This window comes from Ehrlichia chaffeensis str. Arkansas (assembly GCF_000013145.1).
In the GTDB taxonomy this organism is placed as follows: Bacteria; Pseudomonadota; Alphaproteobacteria; order Rickettsiales; family Anaplasmataceae; genus Ehrlichia; species Ehrlichia chaffeensis.
In genome coordinates this window covers 1,025,814-1,043,103 of record NC_007799.1, presented here as the reverse complement: position 1 = coordinate 1,043,103, position 17,290 = coordinate 1,025,814, and the positions used below count along the sequence as shown (strand labels likewise).

14 protein-coding genes and 1 pseudogene are annotated in these 17,290 nt (G+C 30.5%); 8 read left to right on the top strand and 7 right to left on the bottom strand.

The genetic code is table 11. The features are described 5' to 3' along the window. Positions 1 to 8 precede the first annotated feature (8 nt). The 5 genes from argC (at position 9) to ECH_RS04135 (ending at position 5,688) form a co-directional block, all read left to right on the top strand. Entirely contained in the window at positions 9 to 1,049 is a 1,041-nt protein-coding gene (gene argC / locus ECH_RS04155; RefSeq protein ID WP_006010333.1) for an N-acetyl-gamma-glutamyl-phosphate reductase, read from the top strand. 1,062 nt (positions 1,050 to 2,111) lie between these two features. Further along, the gene (gene ppa, locus ECH_RS04150; protein WP_006010331.1) at positions 2,112 to 2,630 is read left to right on the top strand and encodes an inorganic diphosphatase; all 519 of its coding nucleotides are present in this window, start codon (positions 2,112 to 2,114) and stop codon (positions 2,628 to 2,630) included. A gap of 547 nt (positions 2,631 to 3,177) precedes the next feature. After that, the gene (locus ECH_RS04145; RefSeq protein ID WP_044233243.1) at positions 3,178 to 3,813 is read left to right on the top strand and encodes an ECH_1013 family putative transcriptional regulator; all 636 of its coding nucleotides are present in this window, start codon (positions 3,178 to 3,180) and stop codon (positions 3,811 to 3,813) included. Between the two features lie 385 nt (positions 3,814 to 4,198). Beyond that, positions 4,199 to 4,996: a response regulator transcription factor gene (locus ECH_RS04140; protein ID WP_006010327.1), complete on the top strand. Its 798-nt coding sequence runs from the start codon at positions 4,199 to 4,201 to the stop codon at positions 4,994 to 4,996. 77 nt (positions 4,997 to 5,073) lie between these two features. Continuing rightward, positions 5,074 to 5,688, top strand: coding sequence for a ribonuclease D (locus tag ECH_RS04135; RefSeq protein WP_006010325.1), 615 nt, complete (start codon positions 5,074 to 5,076; stop codon positions 5,686 to 5,688). A 298-nt stretch (positions 5,689 to 5,986) separates the two neighbouring features. On the opposite strand, the gene dnaN (ECH_RS04130) is transcribed toward ECH_RS04135, so the two are convergent. Then, positions 5,987 to 6,571 (bottom strand): DNA polymerase III subunit beta, encoded by a 585-nt coding sequence (gene dnaN / locus ECH_RS04130; RefSeq protein ID WP_230577238.1) that lies wholly within the window; start codon positions 6,569 to 6,571, stop codon positions 5,987 to 5,989. A 421-nt stretch (positions 6,572 to 6,992) separates the two neighbouring features. On the opposite strand from dnaN (ECH_RS04130), the gene dnaN (ECH_RS04125) reads away from it, so the two are divergent. Then, positions 6,993 to 8,120, top strand: a complete 1,128-nt coding sequence (dnaN, locus tag ECH_RS04125) for a DNA polymerase III subunit beta (RefSeq protein WP_044160852.1) — start codon at positions 6,993 to 6,995, stop codon at positions 8,118 to 8,120. 129 nt (positions 8,121 to 8,249) lie between these two features. On the opposite strand, the gene yajC is transcribed toward dnaN (ECH_RS04125), so the two are convergent. Beyond that, positions 8,250 to 8,627: a preprotein translocase subunit YajC gene (gene yajC / locus ECH_RS04120; RefSeq protein ID WP_006011598.1), complete on the bottom strand. Its 378-nt coding sequence runs from the start codon at positions 8,625 to 8,627 to the stop codon at positions 8,250 to 8,252. A gap of 481 nt (positions 8,628 to 9,108) precedes the next feature. On the opposite strand from yajC, the pseudogene ECH_RS05110 reads away from it, so the two are divergent. Continuing rightward, positions 9,109 to 9,416 (top strand): annotated as a pseudogene (locus ECH_RS05110) (serine--tRNA ligase); the annotation flags it as partial. Between the two features lie 10 nt (positions 9,417 to 9,426). Here the strand turns inward: ECH_RS05110 and purD are convergent. Further along, positions 9,427 to 10,692, bottom strand: coding sequence for a phosphoribosylamine--glycine ligase (gene purD / locus ECH_RS04115; RefSeq protein WP_011452945.1), 1,266 nt, complete (start codon positions 10,690 to 10,692; stop codon positions 9,427 to 9,429). Positions 10,693 to 10,868: 176 nt separating this feature from the next. Here purD and ECH_RS04110 point away from each other — a divergent pair, with 176 nt between their 5' ends. Beyond that, on the top strand, positions 10,869 to 11,621 hold the full coding sequence (locus tag ECH_RS04110) for an outer membrane protein assembly factor BamD (protein WP_011452944.1): 753 nt from the start codon (positions 10,869 to 10,871) through the stop codon (positions 11,619 to 11,621). A 67-nt stretch (positions 11,622 to 11,688) separates the two neighbouring features. Here ECH_RS04110 and ECH_RS04105 read toward each other — a convergent pair whose 3' ends face one another. From ECH_RS04105 to ECH_RS04090, 4 genes are all read right to left on the bottom strand, one after another. Further along, a complete protein-coding gene (locus tag ECH_RS04105; protein WP_011452943.1) occupies positions 11,689 to 12,576 on the bottom strand; it encodes a heme o synthase in 888 nt (295 codons plus the stop codon). 2 nt (positions 12,577 to 12,578) lie between these two features. Further along, positions 12,579 to 14,135: a cytochrome c oxidase subunit I gene (gene ctaD / locus ECH_RS04100; protein WP_011452942.1), complete on the bottom strand. Its 1,557-nt coding sequence runs from the start codon at positions 14,133 to 14,135 to the stop codon at positions 12,579 to 12,581. Between the two features lie 8 nt (positions 14,136 to 14,143). Then, positions 14,144 to 14,917 (bottom strand): cytochrome c oxidase subunit II, encoded by a 774-nt coding sequence (gene coxB / locus ECH_RS04095; protein WP_011452941.1) that lies wholly within the window; start codon positions 14,915 to 14,917, stop codon positions 14,144 to 14,146. A gap of 755 nt (positions 14,918 to 15,672) precedes the next feature. Continuing rightward, complete coding sequence (locus tag ECH_RS04090) at positions 15,673 to 16,926, bottom strand: aspartate kinase (RefSeq protein WP_011452940.1); 1,254 nt, start codon at positions 16,924 to 16,926, stop codon at positions 15,673 to 15,675. Between the last annotated feature and the right edge of the window lie 364 nt (positions 16,927 to 17,290).

The window sequence follows — 17,290 nt, the reverse complement described above, 5'->3', positions numbered from 1 at the left end:
CCTATTAAATGAGTTATCAAGTATCAGTTGCTGTAGTTGGGGCTACAGGTTATGTAGGGGTAGAGTTAGTACGTTTGTTATTATCTCATCCTATGGTTAAGATAAAGTATTTATGTGCAACTCAATCTAGTGGAAAGTTACTTTCTTCTAATTATTTCCACATTTCGCAGGATGATATATCCGTTAATATTTCGTCTTTTGATGATATTGACTTATCTAAAGTAGATGTGGTTTTTTTGTGCTTACCTCATGGTACATCAAGTGAAGTTGTAAGAAAAATTCATGATGTAGTAAGAATTATAGATTTATCAGCTGATTTTAGAATTAAGGATGCTGAAGTATATAAACAATGGTATGGCTCACATTGTTGTCCAGATCTTGTAAGAGATTTTGTATACGGGTTAACGGAGATATATTGGGAAGATATTCAAAGGTCAAGGTTTATAGCTTGTCCAGGATGTTATCCTACCTCTGTGCTAATACCATTATTTCCATTGTTAAGACTTTGTTTAATAAAAAGTCAGGGTATAATAGTTGATGCTAAATCAGGTGTGAGTGGTGCTGGTAGGTCTGTAAAGCAGGATAAGTTGTTCTGTGAAGTTTATGATGTTATTAAATCGTATAAAATTTCAGACCATAGACATATTCCTGAAATAGAGCAAGAGCTTTGTTTTGCTGCCTGTAGAGAAGACATTAATTTACAATTTGTGCCTAATTTAATTCCTGTCAAAAGAGGTATGATGTCTAGTATATACCTTGAGTTAGAAGAAGGCGTATCGCTTACTGATGTCCGTGAAGCATTGTTGCTTTTTTACAAAGATTCATCTTTTGTTTTTATTGATGAAGAGAAAGCTATGACAACTAGGTCTGTTGTGGGTACGAATTATTGTTATTTAGGTGTTTTTCCTGGAAGGGTACCTAACACGATTATTATCATGTCTGTTATAGATAATTTATTAAAAGGTGCAGCTGGTCAAGCAGTGCAAAATTTTAATGTTATGATGTCTTATGATGAGAAAATTGCTTTGTCAAATATTCCTTATTTTTAAATATTTACTTTAAAGTATATAAATTTAAGATCTGTTTTTTAGACAGATAGTCTGTGTGATTGATAGAAGTATAGAGTTTGATTTATTTTGATGTATTGGTCATCAGGTTGATTACTTTAGGTACTTCATTATCTGCATAGATATGTAAGTTTGTGATGTATTTTTATAGATAATTTGCTGTGGTAATTGAGTAGCATAAGATTTGATTATTGTGATATATTCTTAGGAAAACTGCTTTATCAGTACTGTTTTCTTTTAATGTATCAGTATGTGGTATGTTTTTGTAAGTAATTATGGGGTTGGTTAGGCAGTATGGGATTTTTGTGTACAAGTAACAGATTACTTTGTGAATGTTATATTTTGCAATAGGTACTTCATTGTCTACATAGATATGTAAGTTTGTTATGTGTTTTTATAGATAATTTACTATGGTAATTAAGTGGCATAAGATTTAATTATTGTGATATATTCTTAAGAAAACTGTTTTATCAGTACTGTCTTCTTTTAATGTATCAGTATGTGGTATGTTTTTGTAAGTAATTATGGGGTTGGTTAGGCAGTATGGGATTTTTGTGTACAAGTAACAGATTACTTTGTGAATGTTATATTTTGCAATAGGTACTTCATTGTCTACATAGATATGTAAGTTTGTTATGTGTTTTTATAGATAATTTACTATGGTAATTAAGTGGCATAAGATTTAATTATTGTGATATATTCTTAAGAAAACTGTTTTATCAGTATTGTCTTCTTTTAATGTATCAGTATGTGGTATGTTTTTGTAAGTAATTATGTGGGTTGGTTAAGCAATATAGCATTTTTTGTATTACTTGATTAATGTTATATTTTGCAATAATACAGTGTAGGTGATAAAAATATTATTATGTCAATGTAATTGTATATAGAGCTTTATTATATTGTTAAAAATCTTTATATTATGAGTATTTCCTGTTTAAGAAAAGCATTGACTAGAATATAAAGGATATTAGTATATAAGCTGATGGTCATTTATTGATCTATTCAAAATTTTTTTTATTTGTTTGTGATATCAAGAGATTAATTATGAATTTAGACAATGTGACTGGTGGTGATAATGTTCCTAAAGAAATCAATGTTATTATTGAAATTAGTCAGAATTCCTGTCCGGTAAAGTATGAGTTTGATAAAGAGAAAAATTTATTTTGTGTAGATAGGTTTTTACCTACATCTATGTATTATCCATGTAATTATGGTTTTATTCCACATACTTGTGCTGGAGATGGTGATCCTGTTGATGTTTTGGTTGCATCTAGATTTCCTGTAATGTCTGGGGCGGTAATCCGCGCAAGGCCAGTAGGTGTTTTAGTTATGCATGATGAAAGTGGAGAAGATGTAAAAATATTAGCTGTTCCTACACATAAAGTAGACCAATACTATAATAATATAAAAGATTATTCCGATTTTCCTGTATCTTTTTTAAATTCAATATCCCATTTTTTTACTTTTTATAAAAAATTGGAGGAAGATAAATTTGTATCTGTGGAAGGTTGGAAAGATGTTACGGTTGCAGAAAAATTGATATTAAGTGCTTTAATTAAATAAATGTTGTAGTGTTAGGTTGTAATAGTGCTACAGTGCTTATATTTATAAGAAATTGATAATCTGGGAAGTACTACTGTAAGCGATTTTTATTGTTGTAGTTGATTTATTAAATGACTATAAGGTTTTGTAGTTAAGCGTTTTATTTAATTGGTGTAGTAATGGTTTTTATATTGGGGTGTTATCCTGCAAAGATGGATTGCTAAAATAGAAGACTTTATAAAAAATATGGATCACCTATAAATAATGCTTGGGGGTTCTATTTTTTAGCAATGGTGAAGATTATTAGGTTGCTATTGCTACTTGGTTAGTATTTTTAGTTAATTATCAAATTGCATGTAGATTTTAATAGAATGCAAGCTCTGCTATGTATAACTTTATGGAAAAGTTATTTTTATAAGTTAGCACTGATTTTGTGTAAATTTTATAATTACTCACTAGTAATTTTATGATTTGGTATTCTCTATTAATGAATAATTCAATTATTACTTGAGTTTATGTACTTTAAATTGTACAAAAATGTAATAAATATTAACTGTAAGGTGAATTTATGAAAACAAGTAGTGATAATAGTATGATAGTTACTAGAATGAGATACCAAATGGATAAGATGGGAATAAATGCGCGTGAATTAGCGCATAAAGCTGATGTTGGTAAGTCTTTTGTATATGATATATTAAGTGGTAAATCAACGAATCCTACATCTAAAAAATTAATGGCAATAGCGAAGGTATTAAACGTTTCATTATCATATTTTATTAGTGATGATAATTATACTTATGGACAGAATAATGTTAATATAATGCCTGTATATGATTTAGAATTGGAAAATGGTAAAGTTGCATCCTCAGGTGATGTTAATTTGTATCTCTCTTCAAACATTAATTTAACTTCTAATATGAAGAATTTACGTGTATATTACGTAAAGGGAGATAGTATGATCCCAACATTAATGAATCAAGATGTAGTTCTAGTGGATATAGGAGATAAAATTCCTCATCCTGCTGGATTATTTGTTATAGTTGATTCAGTAGGTGTATCAATTAGGAGATTAGAGTATTTAAAAGATAATCAGAAGATAAAGTTACATGTAGTTTCTGATAATAAAAAATATTCTTCTTATGAGTGTCATTTAGAAGATATGGAAATATTAGGGAGAATAATTTGGTATGCAAGATCTTTATGAGTAAAATAGATATCAAATTTTGAAATTTTTATATTAGTGTGAATGCTTTTATTAATGTATAGTAGTACGTGTGTTAACCATTTTTATTATTAATAAAGTATTAACTTGTGCTTATATATAATCAGTGAAGTATTTTACTAATTAAGGAAAAATAGGTGTGTTTACTATAATGTCTCTAATAGTCTTTGGGGTAATATTGTGTTATATATGCAACACAAGGAAAGTATATTACATGTAATTTACTATTATACTTGAATAGCATAGTAACACTATGTATTAACTTTTGATGAAATGTTTAGTTGTTATAGGGTGATTATGTCTTTAGATTAGTGCTAAGTGCTTTATGTGTTAAGTTTGTTAATTATTGGGTTTTTAGAGGTATTTTATGCGTATATTATTAATAGAAGATGATATTGCATGTGCAAAGGCAGTAGAAGCTTCTTTATCTTCAGAAGGGCATTTTTGTGAGACTATGACTTCTGCGCAGGATTGTTATGGTAGTATCATTCCGAAGAATGATGACTATGATGTAGTGATATTAGATATACATTTTCCTGGAAAAATAGATGGATATGATATTTTAGTGAAACTGCGAGAGTCTGGTATCAAAGTTCCAGTTCTTATATTATCATGTATTTCATCAGTATCACATAAAGTAAAAGGTTTATATTATGGTGCAGATGATTATGTGACTAAACCTTTTCATAAAAGTGAATTACTTGCGAGAATAAAAGCTATTGTGCGCCGTACTAGGGGACATCCTGAATCAATAGTACGTGTTGGAAATATTGCAATCAATCTTGATCATAAGTGTGTTGAATGTAATGGTGAAATAGTGCATTTAACTAAAAAGGAGTATGGGATGATAGAGTTGTTATCATCTAGGTTAGGTACTGTTCTTACAAAAGAAATGTTTTTATCTCACCTATATAGGGAGTTAGATGAACCTTCTGATGATAAAATTATAGATGTGTTTATGTGTAAGCTTCGTAAGAAACTTAAAGTCGCTAATAATGGGAAAAACTACATAGAAACTGTTTGGGGACGTGGTTATGTATTAAAAGAGTGTGTTGACGAAGATGAAAGTGATGATAGAGGAGGATATAGATGGGATCATGGTGGTGCCAATGTTGACTCAATTTATGGTCAAGAGGAAGATAAAAAGTATGTTGAGGAAGCATAATATAGTTGAGAGGCATTTTACTACATGATACAATGAACAAAGGTATTATATATACTTTGTAGGTGGAGGAAATTTACGTGCCTGTATTTGTACATGATTGTGATTTGCCTAATGGGTTAAAATTTGAAAATACTGTTGCTGTTGATACTGAAACTATGGGTTTAGTGTGTAGGCGGGATAAGTTGTGTGTAGTTCAGTTATGTGATAGTAATGGTGAGACACATTTAGTAAAGTTTTTAGGTAGTTATCAAGCACCTAATTTAGTAAGTGTTCTTTCAGATTCAAGTATAACAAAAATCTTTCATTTTGCTCGCTTTGATATTGCTGTAATACGTTATTATCTTGGTGTATGGGCTACACCGTGTTATTGTACTAAAATAGCTTCAAAGTTAGTAAGAACGTATACAGATCATCACGGGTTAAAAGAGCTATGTTATGAATTATTAAATGTCAAACTTAATAAAATGCAGCAGTCATCTGATTGGGGAAAGGAAACTTTAACGTCTGAACAATTAAATTATGCAGCATCAGATGTTATATATTTACATGCATTAAAGAACAAATTGGATGCTATGTTGCAGCGTGAGAATAAACAGGAGTTAGCAGCTTCTTGTTTTGGATTTCTTCCAACAAGGGCTCAGCTTGATCTATTAGGTTGGGATGGTGTTGATATATTTAGTCATGCATCATAGTACTAAGTAATTTTTTACGATAGAATTGTATAGCTATGTGTTATGCATTATTTATTATCTTAAAGTTATTATGTTATAGAAATGAATAGAAGTTTATGATGTTCAATTTGTGTGCGGTAACAAGAACTTGCTTTAATCTATTTAGGTAATGTTATGTATTTTACTGTATATTATAGTGCCAGTAGTTTCATGGGTTTATAACATTGAGTGTATTGTAGTATATAGAGGGTAGTAGGTTTAGTTTTTGTTTAACAGATTGGTCAATTATCGTAGTAGTGTTAATGTCGTTTAGTCATATTTATAATATGTAATCTGACGCAAAAGTACTATCTATTACCTTAGATATTAAAATATATTCTTTATATTCAAAACAAATCTTCCTATCTGATAAACTAATTGATATTAAATCATTACCACTACCATGACTTACTATCTTCAGAATTTCATTAACTGTTTTTTTGGGAACTATAATACCAAAATTTGACAATACATTCTGAGATTGACTCAACTTAGTTAACGACAACCTATGTCCATCTGTAGCAGCACAACATAAGATATTATTGGACGTATGAACATATAATCCATTCAAATTAAATCTACTCTCTTCTATGGAAATTGCAAATTTAGTTTTACCAAACAAACTAACCAATTCAGAGACTTGCAAAGTAAATTTGTTTTGTAATTCATTATTTTCAATAATAGGAAACTTCTCTATATCAACTACAGGAAGAAAAAACTCCGTACGACCACATTTTATAGTTAATCTTCCATCTTCACCAATAAAAAATTTGATTTCAATATCATTAGGCAACTTTTTTACAATATCATAAAGAAGTTGAGCAGACACTACTACAACTCCATTAACGTTTACATGGGCAGTAATAGATGCAATTATTGAAATATCAAGATCTGTAGATGTTAACTTAGCGATTAAAAGAGTTGAGAGTTGTTATATTAAACACATTGTGAAATAAATAGGCGATGATGGTCTTTTAAATTGCTATAACAAGTAGTTAAAAGTCTATTTATCAGGATAATATTGTTATAGTGCATCAATAGTATAGAAGAAGAGTTTGAAAAATTTATAATACTGAGTATTGTTTACTTGATTCTATTTTGTATTGAAAATTTGTAGCATATAGTTAAATAGAGTATTTTAAGTGTATTTTGGGAGAACTTAATTTGTGCTAGAGTGATATTGGATGTGTGATTATATCATAGTATAGAGCAAAGTGATCCATACCTTGACTTGTTTAAGTTTAATTTGTATAACATCACAATGGGGTAGGTTTATATAGAAATATATGAGTGATGGTATTAAGTTGAACTTTTTTGTTAGCAAAGATAAATTACTGCAAGCTTTGTCTTACATTAATAGTATTGTAGAAAAACGTCATAGTATTGTTGTATTGTCGTGTGTAAGAATAGAAGCAAGGGATCAAGAAATTAAGTTAACATCTACAGATCTTGATATTTCAATAATTGCATCTATTACTGCCCATGTAAACGTTAATGGAGTTGTAGTAGTGTCTGCTCAACTTCTTTATGATATTGTAAAAAAGTTGCCTAATGATATTGAAATCAAATTTTTTATTGGTGAAGATGGAAGATTAACTATAAAATGTGGTCGTACGGAGTTTTTTCTTCCTGTAGTTGATATAGAGAAGTTTCCTATTATTGAAAATAATGAATTACAAAACAAATTTACTTTGCAAGTCTCTGAATTGGTTAGTTTGTTTGGTAAAACTAAATTTGCAATTTCCATAGAAGAGAGTAGATTTAATTTGAATGGATTATATGTTCATACGTCCAATAATATCTTATGTTGTGCTGCTACAGATGGACATAGGTTGTCGTTAACTAAGTTGAGTCAATCTCAGAATGTATTGTCAAATTTTGGTATTATAGTTCCCAAAAAAACAGTTAATGAAATTTTGAAGATAGTAAGTCATGGTAGTGGTAATGATTTAATATCAATTAGTTTATCAGATAGGAAGATTTGTTTTGAGTATAAAGAATATATTTTAATATCTAAAGTAATAGATGGTACTTTTCCGGATTATAATTCTATTATTCCTAGATCTCATGATAAGAATGTATTAATTGAATCTGAAACGTTATCTAATGCGATAGATAGAGTATCTGTAGTAGTCTTTGATAAAGTAAAAGTGATAAAATTAAGGTTTGTGAGTAATAAACTTATATTAAGTGCTGCTTCTTCAGATCAAGGTGATGCTAGAGAGGAATTAGAAGTAGATTATTCTGGAGAAGACATGACTATTGGTTTAAATGCCAGATATTTAATGGAAGCTTTGTATTGTATAAAAGGAAAATGTCTTTTATCGTTTTATGATGCTGGTACATCTGTTTTAATACAGGAAGAAGAAAATATAGATGATTTCACTTACATTATTATGCCTATGAGAATATAGAATTTGTTATATTAAATTCTGTTAGTAGTTTTATATTATCTAAAATTGGCTGTTTGTTAAAAAAGGTGTCCTTAAAATTAATAAGGAAATATAAACACTCTTTTTCTCGAATGAAGATTTAGTTATGTATTAATTATTAGAAGCTGCAACTGATGCTTCTGCAGTTGAAGTAGGCTTGTTATTTTTATTCAACACTTCAGATACTGAAGACTTTAATACTTTAACTTCAACTCCTTCTGATATTTCAACAATAAAGTGCCCATTTGTTGTATCGACTTTCGTAACTGATCCCAGTATACTGCCAGAAATGACAACTTTATCACCTTTTTTTATATTATCTAGCAGTTTATTATGCTCTTTAATCTTTTTTTGTTGAGGTCTAATTATAAAAAAATAGAAGACACAAAAAATTAATACTAAGGGAATTAAACCTGCAATTGAACTACCTATTCCCGAAGCAGGTGCTGTTGTTGCTGCTGCTGCAAAGACTTCAGAGATAAGTGACATTTTTAATACCAAAGAGTAGGTTAATAAAATCAATGTATCAAGAATAGTGTTGGTTGTCAATATCAATTTGGCTTAAAATCTAATATATAGGAAATTAGCTAGAATATCATAAGCGTTATTAGAAAGTGGAATGTCCTGTATAGAAATTGTCTATTTATTTTGAAAAATAATCTGCTGTTGGTGATTACGAATATACAAAGTAACCATGAGTTTAAGTTATGGGTATAATAGAAGTATACATATTTTAGTGATAGATCAAACTTTACTTCCTATGTTAAAAGTTATCGATTGGTAATTGCTTGTAATATGGAGATTGGATGTGATTATATGCGATGTAACAAATGAGGGTTACAAAAGTGTGACATGTAGTTTGTGCTATTATATTTTAAAAAGAACACCTGGTAATATTAGTAATTTCAAATAAGCAATATCAGTATAATGTTAAAATATACAAATATAATTATCGAAAGATGTAGCAAGTAAAATAGACGATATTAACAACATGATAAAAGAAGATTCTCAATTAGTTAATCTTCTCAATATGTTGCCAAATATACCAGATAAAAGAGTACCTATTAGGAAAGACGAAAACAGTAATGTTGAATTGAGAAGATACGAGAATAAAACAAGTTTTGATTTTCCAGTAAAAACTCATTATGAATTAGGGAAAATTTAAATTTAATGGATTTCACACAAGCCACAAAACTTTCTGGATCAAGATTTGTAATATTCAAAAATCGGCTTGCACAATTAAATCGTGCTTTATCTAATTTTATGCTAAATATTCATAGAGTATAGCTTAAAGAGCACATGATCCTATATCATATCTGTAAATTCCATCTGGCCAATCTAATAAGTCCAATGCAGCGTAGGCTTGGTGTTTCGCACTAGCTAAATTTTCACCTTGTGCTACAACATTTATTACTCTTCCAGAATCTGATACCCAGTTATTTCCTTCTCTTCTTGTGCCTGCATGTAAGAGCTGAACATTAGGTAGCTTTTCAATATTTTCTATTCCATTAATTATAGAATTTTTCTTATACTCACCTGGATATCCACGACTAGCTACCACAACACATAAAGCAGCTTTTTTACTTAATTCTACTGATTCATTTCCTAGTTTACCTTTAGCTGTTAGTGATAAAAGTTTTAAGAAATCGGAATTTAATCTTGGTAATATTGATTGTGTTTCAGGATCTCCAAACCGTACATTATATTCAAGTAATTTTGGTTCATTTTTTTTGATTATAATACCAGCGAATAACAGACCTCTAAACTGTATATTCATGTTGAACATTGCTTTAATAGTTGGATATATTATCTTCTGAATTATTATATGCTCCATTTCTTGTGTAATGATATTTGGTTTAGAGTATGATCCCATCCCTCCAGTATTAGGACCTTTATTATTATCTCCTATAGTTTTATAATCTTGTGCTACGCCAAGTATAACTGGGTTGGATCCGTCAACCAATGTAAAGAAGCTAATTTCCTTGCCTTCAAGGAATTCTTCAATAATTATTGCACAACCAGCTTCTCCAAATTTGTGGTGCACTAACATGGCATCTACAGCATTGTATGCTTCTTCGTGTGTGTGACATATCACTGTTCCTTTTCCCTGGGCTAACCCATCAGCCTTAACTACTAAAGGTAATTTGTGTTTATCAATGAATTTGTAAGCTGAATTTGTATCAACAAAGTACCCGTATTTTGCAGTAGGAATTCCATACCTCATGCATAATTCTTTTGTAAATCCTTTTGAAGATTCAAGACGCGCTGCTGCTTTAGAAGGTCCAAAGACTAATATGCCTTCTTCTGTTAATGCGTCTGATAATCCATTCATTAATGGAGTTTCTGGTCCGATGACTACTAATTCAATTTTTTCTTTCTTACATACTTGAATTACTTCTATTGTGCTATTGATATCTATATCTATTATATCTGCTAACCCAGACATTCCTTCACGCCCTGGGGCGATAAATAGCTTGTTTAGTAATGTAGATTTACGAATGTGATGCAACATTGAGTGCTCACGGCCGCCAGAACCAATCACCAATACATTCATTAGTATGCTTTATTAGTTTGTACTTATTGCATTCTAGTATCAATATGATAGTTGTCAATACATTATATGGTCTTGCTAGTGTAAGTACATTAGTAAAAATTGCTTGTCTGGGATACATCTTTATGTTTCAATAGGATATTTATATATTTACAAGTTATATTTATAGGTGATTGAATATGTGTCACTCTAAAATTATTCGCAAGGCTGTTTACTTGTTATGTTGTTGTTTTTTAATGGTAAACTGCTCTTTCATAAAGAAGGGAGAAAAATTTGTTGAAGATCGAACAGCAGATGAAATGTATGAGAGTGCCTTAAAGAAATCTAATGCCAAAGAATATAAGAGTGCGGTAAAAGATCTTGAGGAAATAGACAATCTTTACCCATTTTCTCCTGTGGCGATAAAAGCTCGTCTTATGATGTCATTTTTGAATTATGAACTTGGCGATTATTCTCGTGCTGAAATTTATGCGGATGATTATATACAACTTTATCCTGATAGTAAGGATATAGATTTTGCATATTATTTAAGGATAATGGCGAACTACATGCAAATTAGTGATATAGATCGTGATCAAAGTAGTGTGCATAAAGTTTTGGAATTGTTGAATGAGTTTATACGTCTCTTTCCCAACTCTATGTATTTAGAAGAAGTTATGAAAAGATTAGAACTTGTTCATCAACATATTGCTGGTAAGGAATTTTCAATAGGTAAGTTTTATTTGCAACGTGGTGAATATGTTGCTGCTATAAAAAGGTTTAGTACAATATTAAATAAGTATAAGGATACGAAATATTATTCAGAAAGCTTATATAGAATTGCTGAAGCGTACTTAGCTTTGGGGGATATTGCTGCCTATGCAAGATATATGTCATTACTTAAAGAATGTTGTATTGATACTGGATGGTATAAAGAACCTTTGGTTAAATAACAAAGAATAGTTTATAATTGTAGTGAGGCTTTATTGATGTTTTGGAATCTCTTAATTAAAAGGGATGTTAAAAACTTGAGATAATAATACATATGAATAAAATAAAGAGGTAAGCAATAGAATAAGTAAACATTGCTTTGTATTTATAGTGGTTGATTGATACAAATACCTTGAAAGCATGGAACACGAATGTCATGCCAAGTGGTATTGCACAAGTTTCATATAACAAACAATCTTTTAAAAATATTCCAGGTAATAGTGTTATAATAAATAGTATGATACTATATACTAGTATATAAATTTTGGTAGTGAATATTCCATGTGTGACAGGTAACATTGGTACTTTAGCCTTTTCGTATTCCTGATAGTTTAATAAAGATAATGCCCAAAAGTGTGGAGGAGTCCATACAAATATAATTAGAAATAATATCAAGCTTTCTATGGAGATGGCGTTAGTTACAGAAGTCCATCCAATAATTGGAGGCAGTGCTCCTGCAATTCCTCCTATGACTATATTTTGTGGTGTTCTTCTTTTAAGATACATTGTGTATACAAGTGAGTAGAATCCTATACTGATAGCTAGTAATATTCCTGATAGATAGTTAACGGCGATCATCATTACTGTTACAGAAATAACGGATAACACTAATCCCAATTCAATTGCAGTAGATCTAGCAATTTTTCCAGAAGGTATAGGACGATTTTTGGTACGTTGCATTAATGCGTCTATATCACTGTCATACCACATATTAATTGCTCCTGCAGCACCAGATCCTAGTGCTATGCATAAGGTACTGATGATACCGATAAAAGGATGAATATTTCCTGGAGCAATAATCATTCCTGTAATTCCTGTAAGAACTACTAAATACATGATTTTTGGTTTGAGTAGATCCCAATAGCCTAATACTTCATTTACAAGCTGTGGTTTAACACTTTCACATTTAGAACTCATGCTTAATCAACCTTTGGTATTTCTTCAAAGGTATGGAAAGGTGCTGGTGATGGTATTGTCCATTCTAATGTATCTCCTCCCCATGGATTGCTAGGACATTTTTTTCCATTTCTTAATGTTGAAATAATTATGTAAACAAAAAATAAGGCTGATATGAATGATATCAATGCTCCTACTGATGATATATAATTCCATGGAATAAAAGCATCTGGGTAATCTGGGATCCGTCTTGGCATGCCTGCTACACCTAAAAAGTGTTGAGGTAAAAATGTAATATTAGTTCCAATAAAAGTTAACCAGAAATGTATTTTACCTAAACATTCGTTATATTGCTTACCTGATATTTTACCTATCCAGTAATAGAAAGCAGCAAAGGCAGCAAACAATGCAGCGATTGACATTACATAATGGAAATGTGCAACTACATAGTATGTGTCGTGCAGTGCTTTATCTATACCACCGTGTGAAATTACAATACCAGTAACTCCTCCTACTACAAATACGAAGATAAATCCAATTGAAAATAGCATAGGAGTTTTAAATTCTATTTGTCCTCCCCACATAGTTGCAATCCAGCTGAATACTTTAACTCCTGTTAACACACCTATTAACATGGTAGTAACACTGAAATATGTCATAATCTCTGCGCTTAATCCAACAGTAAACATGTGATGTGCCCATACTACTGCACCTACAGCTGCAATGCCAACTAATGCTAATACCATACCTAAGTATCCAAAAACTGCTTTATGAGAAAAAGTGGATACAATTTGGCTTATTATTCCAAATGCTGGGAATATGATTATATACACTTCTGGGTGTCCAAAGAACCAAAATAGATGTTGGAATAATAAAGGATCACCTCCACCAGCAGGGTCAAAAAAACTTGTGCCAAAATTTCTGTCTGTTAATAGCATTGTTACTGCGCCCCCTAAAACTGGGATTGTCACTATTAACATAAAAGATGTTAATAATATTGTCCAGACGAATAGTGGCATTTTTAACAATGTCATGCCATGAGCTCGCATGTTGAATATTGTCACAATGAAATTTATTGCTCCTACAATTGATGAAGCTCCAGCAACATGTATAGCGAATATTGCTATATCTACGGAAGCACTTGGATGAGACCCGATATATGATAATGGTGGGTATAATGTCCACCCTGTACCTGCACCTTCTCCTATCAAGACAGATATACATAATAGAATTAGTGAGGCAACCAACAGCCAGAAGCTTACATTATTAAGACGTGGGAATGCCATGTCTGGGGCTCCTATAAGCAATGGTACGAACCAATTACCAAATCCTCCAGTTAAAGCTGGCATGATCATAAAAAACACCATAATTAATGCATGCCCTGTTACAATAACATTATATAATTGATAGTTATCATGTAATACGTTAATATGTGCTAGTTGTAATCTCAGTACAAGAGACATTATACCACCTACAAGTCCACCAATAATGGAAAAAATGATATATAATGTACCTATATCTTTGTGATTTGTTGAAAACAACCAACGTCTTATCCCCTGTGGTGTATGTTCACTACTCATGCATGCCTCTATAATTCAAGTGTCTTTTTTTGTATCCATTCGTCAAATTGTTCTTTTTCAACAGCAACTATTACTATTGGCATAAATCCATGCAGTCTTCCACAAAGTTCTGAACACTGTCCATAGTATACTCCTGGAGTTTTTATATTAAACCATGCTTCATTTAATCTGCCTGGTACTGCATCGATTTTTACTCCCAAAGCTGGTACTGTCCAACTATGTATTACGTCTGCGCTTGTTACTTGTAGCAGAATGTTTGTGTTAATAGGTACTACTACCCTGTTGTCTACTTCAAGTAGGCGTAAATCTTGAGCTTCCAAATTATCTGTTGTTTTCATGTAACTATCGAAAGTGAAATTTTTATAATCTGGATACACATATCCCCAATACCATTGGTAACCAATTGCTTTTAATGTCATTTCTACCTTAGGAATCTTCTGTTCTTGTCTAATTAGTTTAACATTACTTATGGTTAAAAATCCTACAATTATTAAAGGAATTAACGTCCACAGTATTTCTAAAACTACATTATGAGAATTCTTAGTATTGAAGATAATTTTATCTTCTGGTTTTTTTCTAAACCTTATAAGAACGTAGATCATGATGGAGAAAACAACAACTACTACTCCTGACATAACAAACATAACAAAGTTATGGGACCTTATGATGGACTCCATTATTTCTGTTGCAGGAGCTTGAAACCCCATTTGCCACTGCACAGGTGCTGCAAATAGATCAAGAGAACTAAACATAAAGAGAAAAAAAAACAGAAATCTTAACATAATGTTACACTATTAACCGTTCATCTTTATCATTTTGAGGACCAAAATGCAATAATTTTATACTACTTTTTAAGAAGTATAGACTTATAAAATTAATTATAGCTAAAAGCTATCGTTTGATTATAGCTAAAAGCTACAGTACTTGTAAACCTATCTGCGTTATATTTGAAAAGTATTTTGCAAATTTTTTCCAGAAGAGATTGGATTTTACAAATTTTCAGTGTATATGTTGCATTTTATAGATTAAAAAAACTTGTGTAATGTAATTTTTAATCTAAAGAGTCCTTTATTTATTATGTTACAAATTAATTTATTGTTAAATTGAAGACTGAAAAATTAAAGTAATTGACTAAAATCTAAGTAATATAAGACTTAATTGATATGGTTCCAAAATCTGGTTTAAAGGTAATAATTGCTTTCTAATATAAAATTTATAGAGATATGAAATCATTTTTTAATGATGACTTATAAGTATTATGTTGTTTATGATGATCTATGCTGAATTAAGTTTAAGATAAAAGAAATTGAAATCTTAAAAAATATAGCTGTCATAGTCTAGTTCTAAAGTAGTGTTTGTTGTAATGTAGGAACTTTAATTCATAGAAAGGATTTTTATAGAAAATCCAAACAGAATTCATAGAAGCTTAAAAATAAGTGCTACGTTTATTGTTGTTTAATAATTCTTAAAACTATATTACTTATATGTAATACGTTATCTAAACACCAGAAGGGTTATAAGCTATATTATAAATAGATTAACTTATTATGTGTAAATCTGATTCTGTGTTATCAAGTCCAAAAGTAGAGTGCAATGCTATTGTTGCAAGTTGGCTGTCTTTTCTCGATATTAGAACGCTGATTTTTATCTCTGAAGTAGTAACTGCTAATATTTTTATATTATTAGATGTTAAAGTATCAAACATTTTGTAAGCTACTCCAGAATGAGAAATCATGCCTACTCCAATAATGGAAACTTTTGCAACTTCGGAATTGATTATTAAATCCTGATACATAAGTTCAGTTTGAATTTCTGTTAAAAACTTTGTTGTTGTTGGCAAATCTTCTTCTGAAATTGTAAAAGTGATATCATTTGCATTGTTATCATTCACACTTTGAATGATCATATCGACGTTAATGTTTTTTTCTGCTATTGCATTAAATACTGTGGTAACGCCAGATATTGCTTTTACCTCTTTTAGTGTAATACTTGCTGTTTTGTTATTACATGTAACCCCAGTAATTAATTGACTTTCCATATCTGATTCTCCTTTTTTGCGTAAGATTGTCCCTTTTCCAGGATTAAAAGTAGATAATATACACAATTTTATGTTATATTTCATTGCTATTTCTACTGAACGTACTTGTAATACTTTAGCGCCAAGAGAAGACATCTCTATCATTTCATCATATGTAATGTAATCTAATTTGCGTGCTTTTGGTACCACATTAGGATCTGCTGTATATATTCCGTCTACATCTGTGTAAATGTAGCATAAATCTACTTTTAGTGCTGCTGCAATTGCTACAGCTGAAGTGTCAGAACCTCCTCTGCCTAAGGTTGTTACTCTATTGTTTTTATGCATTCCCTGAAATCCAGCCACAATAGCAACATCATTATTAGCTAGTGAATCCTGTAGTGAACATGTGTTAATATCTATGATTCTTGCTTTAGTATGGTCTTCAGTTGTTACTATTGGTAGTTGCCATCCTAACCATGATTGAGCATTGATTCCTATTTTTTGTAGAGCTAATGATAATAGTCCGCATGATATTTGTTCTCCTGAAGAAATGATTAGATCATATTCGGAGCGTTCAGATTGAGATTTGACATCGGAAATTTGTTTAATTTGTGAAATGATGTTATCAGTGAATTTTCCCATAGCTGATACTACTACAACTACTTTATAATTATTGTTAACATCTTGTTTTATTATTTCTGCAACTCTATTAATGCATTCTATGTCTTGTAAAGAAGTTCCTCCAAATTTTTTTACTAAAATCCTCTTCATTGTTGTGTGCTAGAAATATATGACTGTTAATTAAATGATAAGTGATTTTTTATATTTTGCAAAGTTTGTATTAATACAGTTAAATTCTTTATTATATAATTAATATTGTGAAACAATAGTTATTAGAAAAGTAGGATTTTGTGTGGAAGGTATCAATTTTGTTCAGCTAGGGTAATCATAATTTGTGTTTTTGTATAGTTATCTTACGTACTACTTGGAAAAATATGGTTGGTCTAGTTTAAATTTTTATAAAAATAAGAGCATTCAGTTGGGAGTATTGTTTCTATAGCAATGAGGATAAGCAAAGCCGCAAATTGCTGTTCTAAGTTTTTTTTATGAAATTGTGGGTCAGTAAAGGATGTTA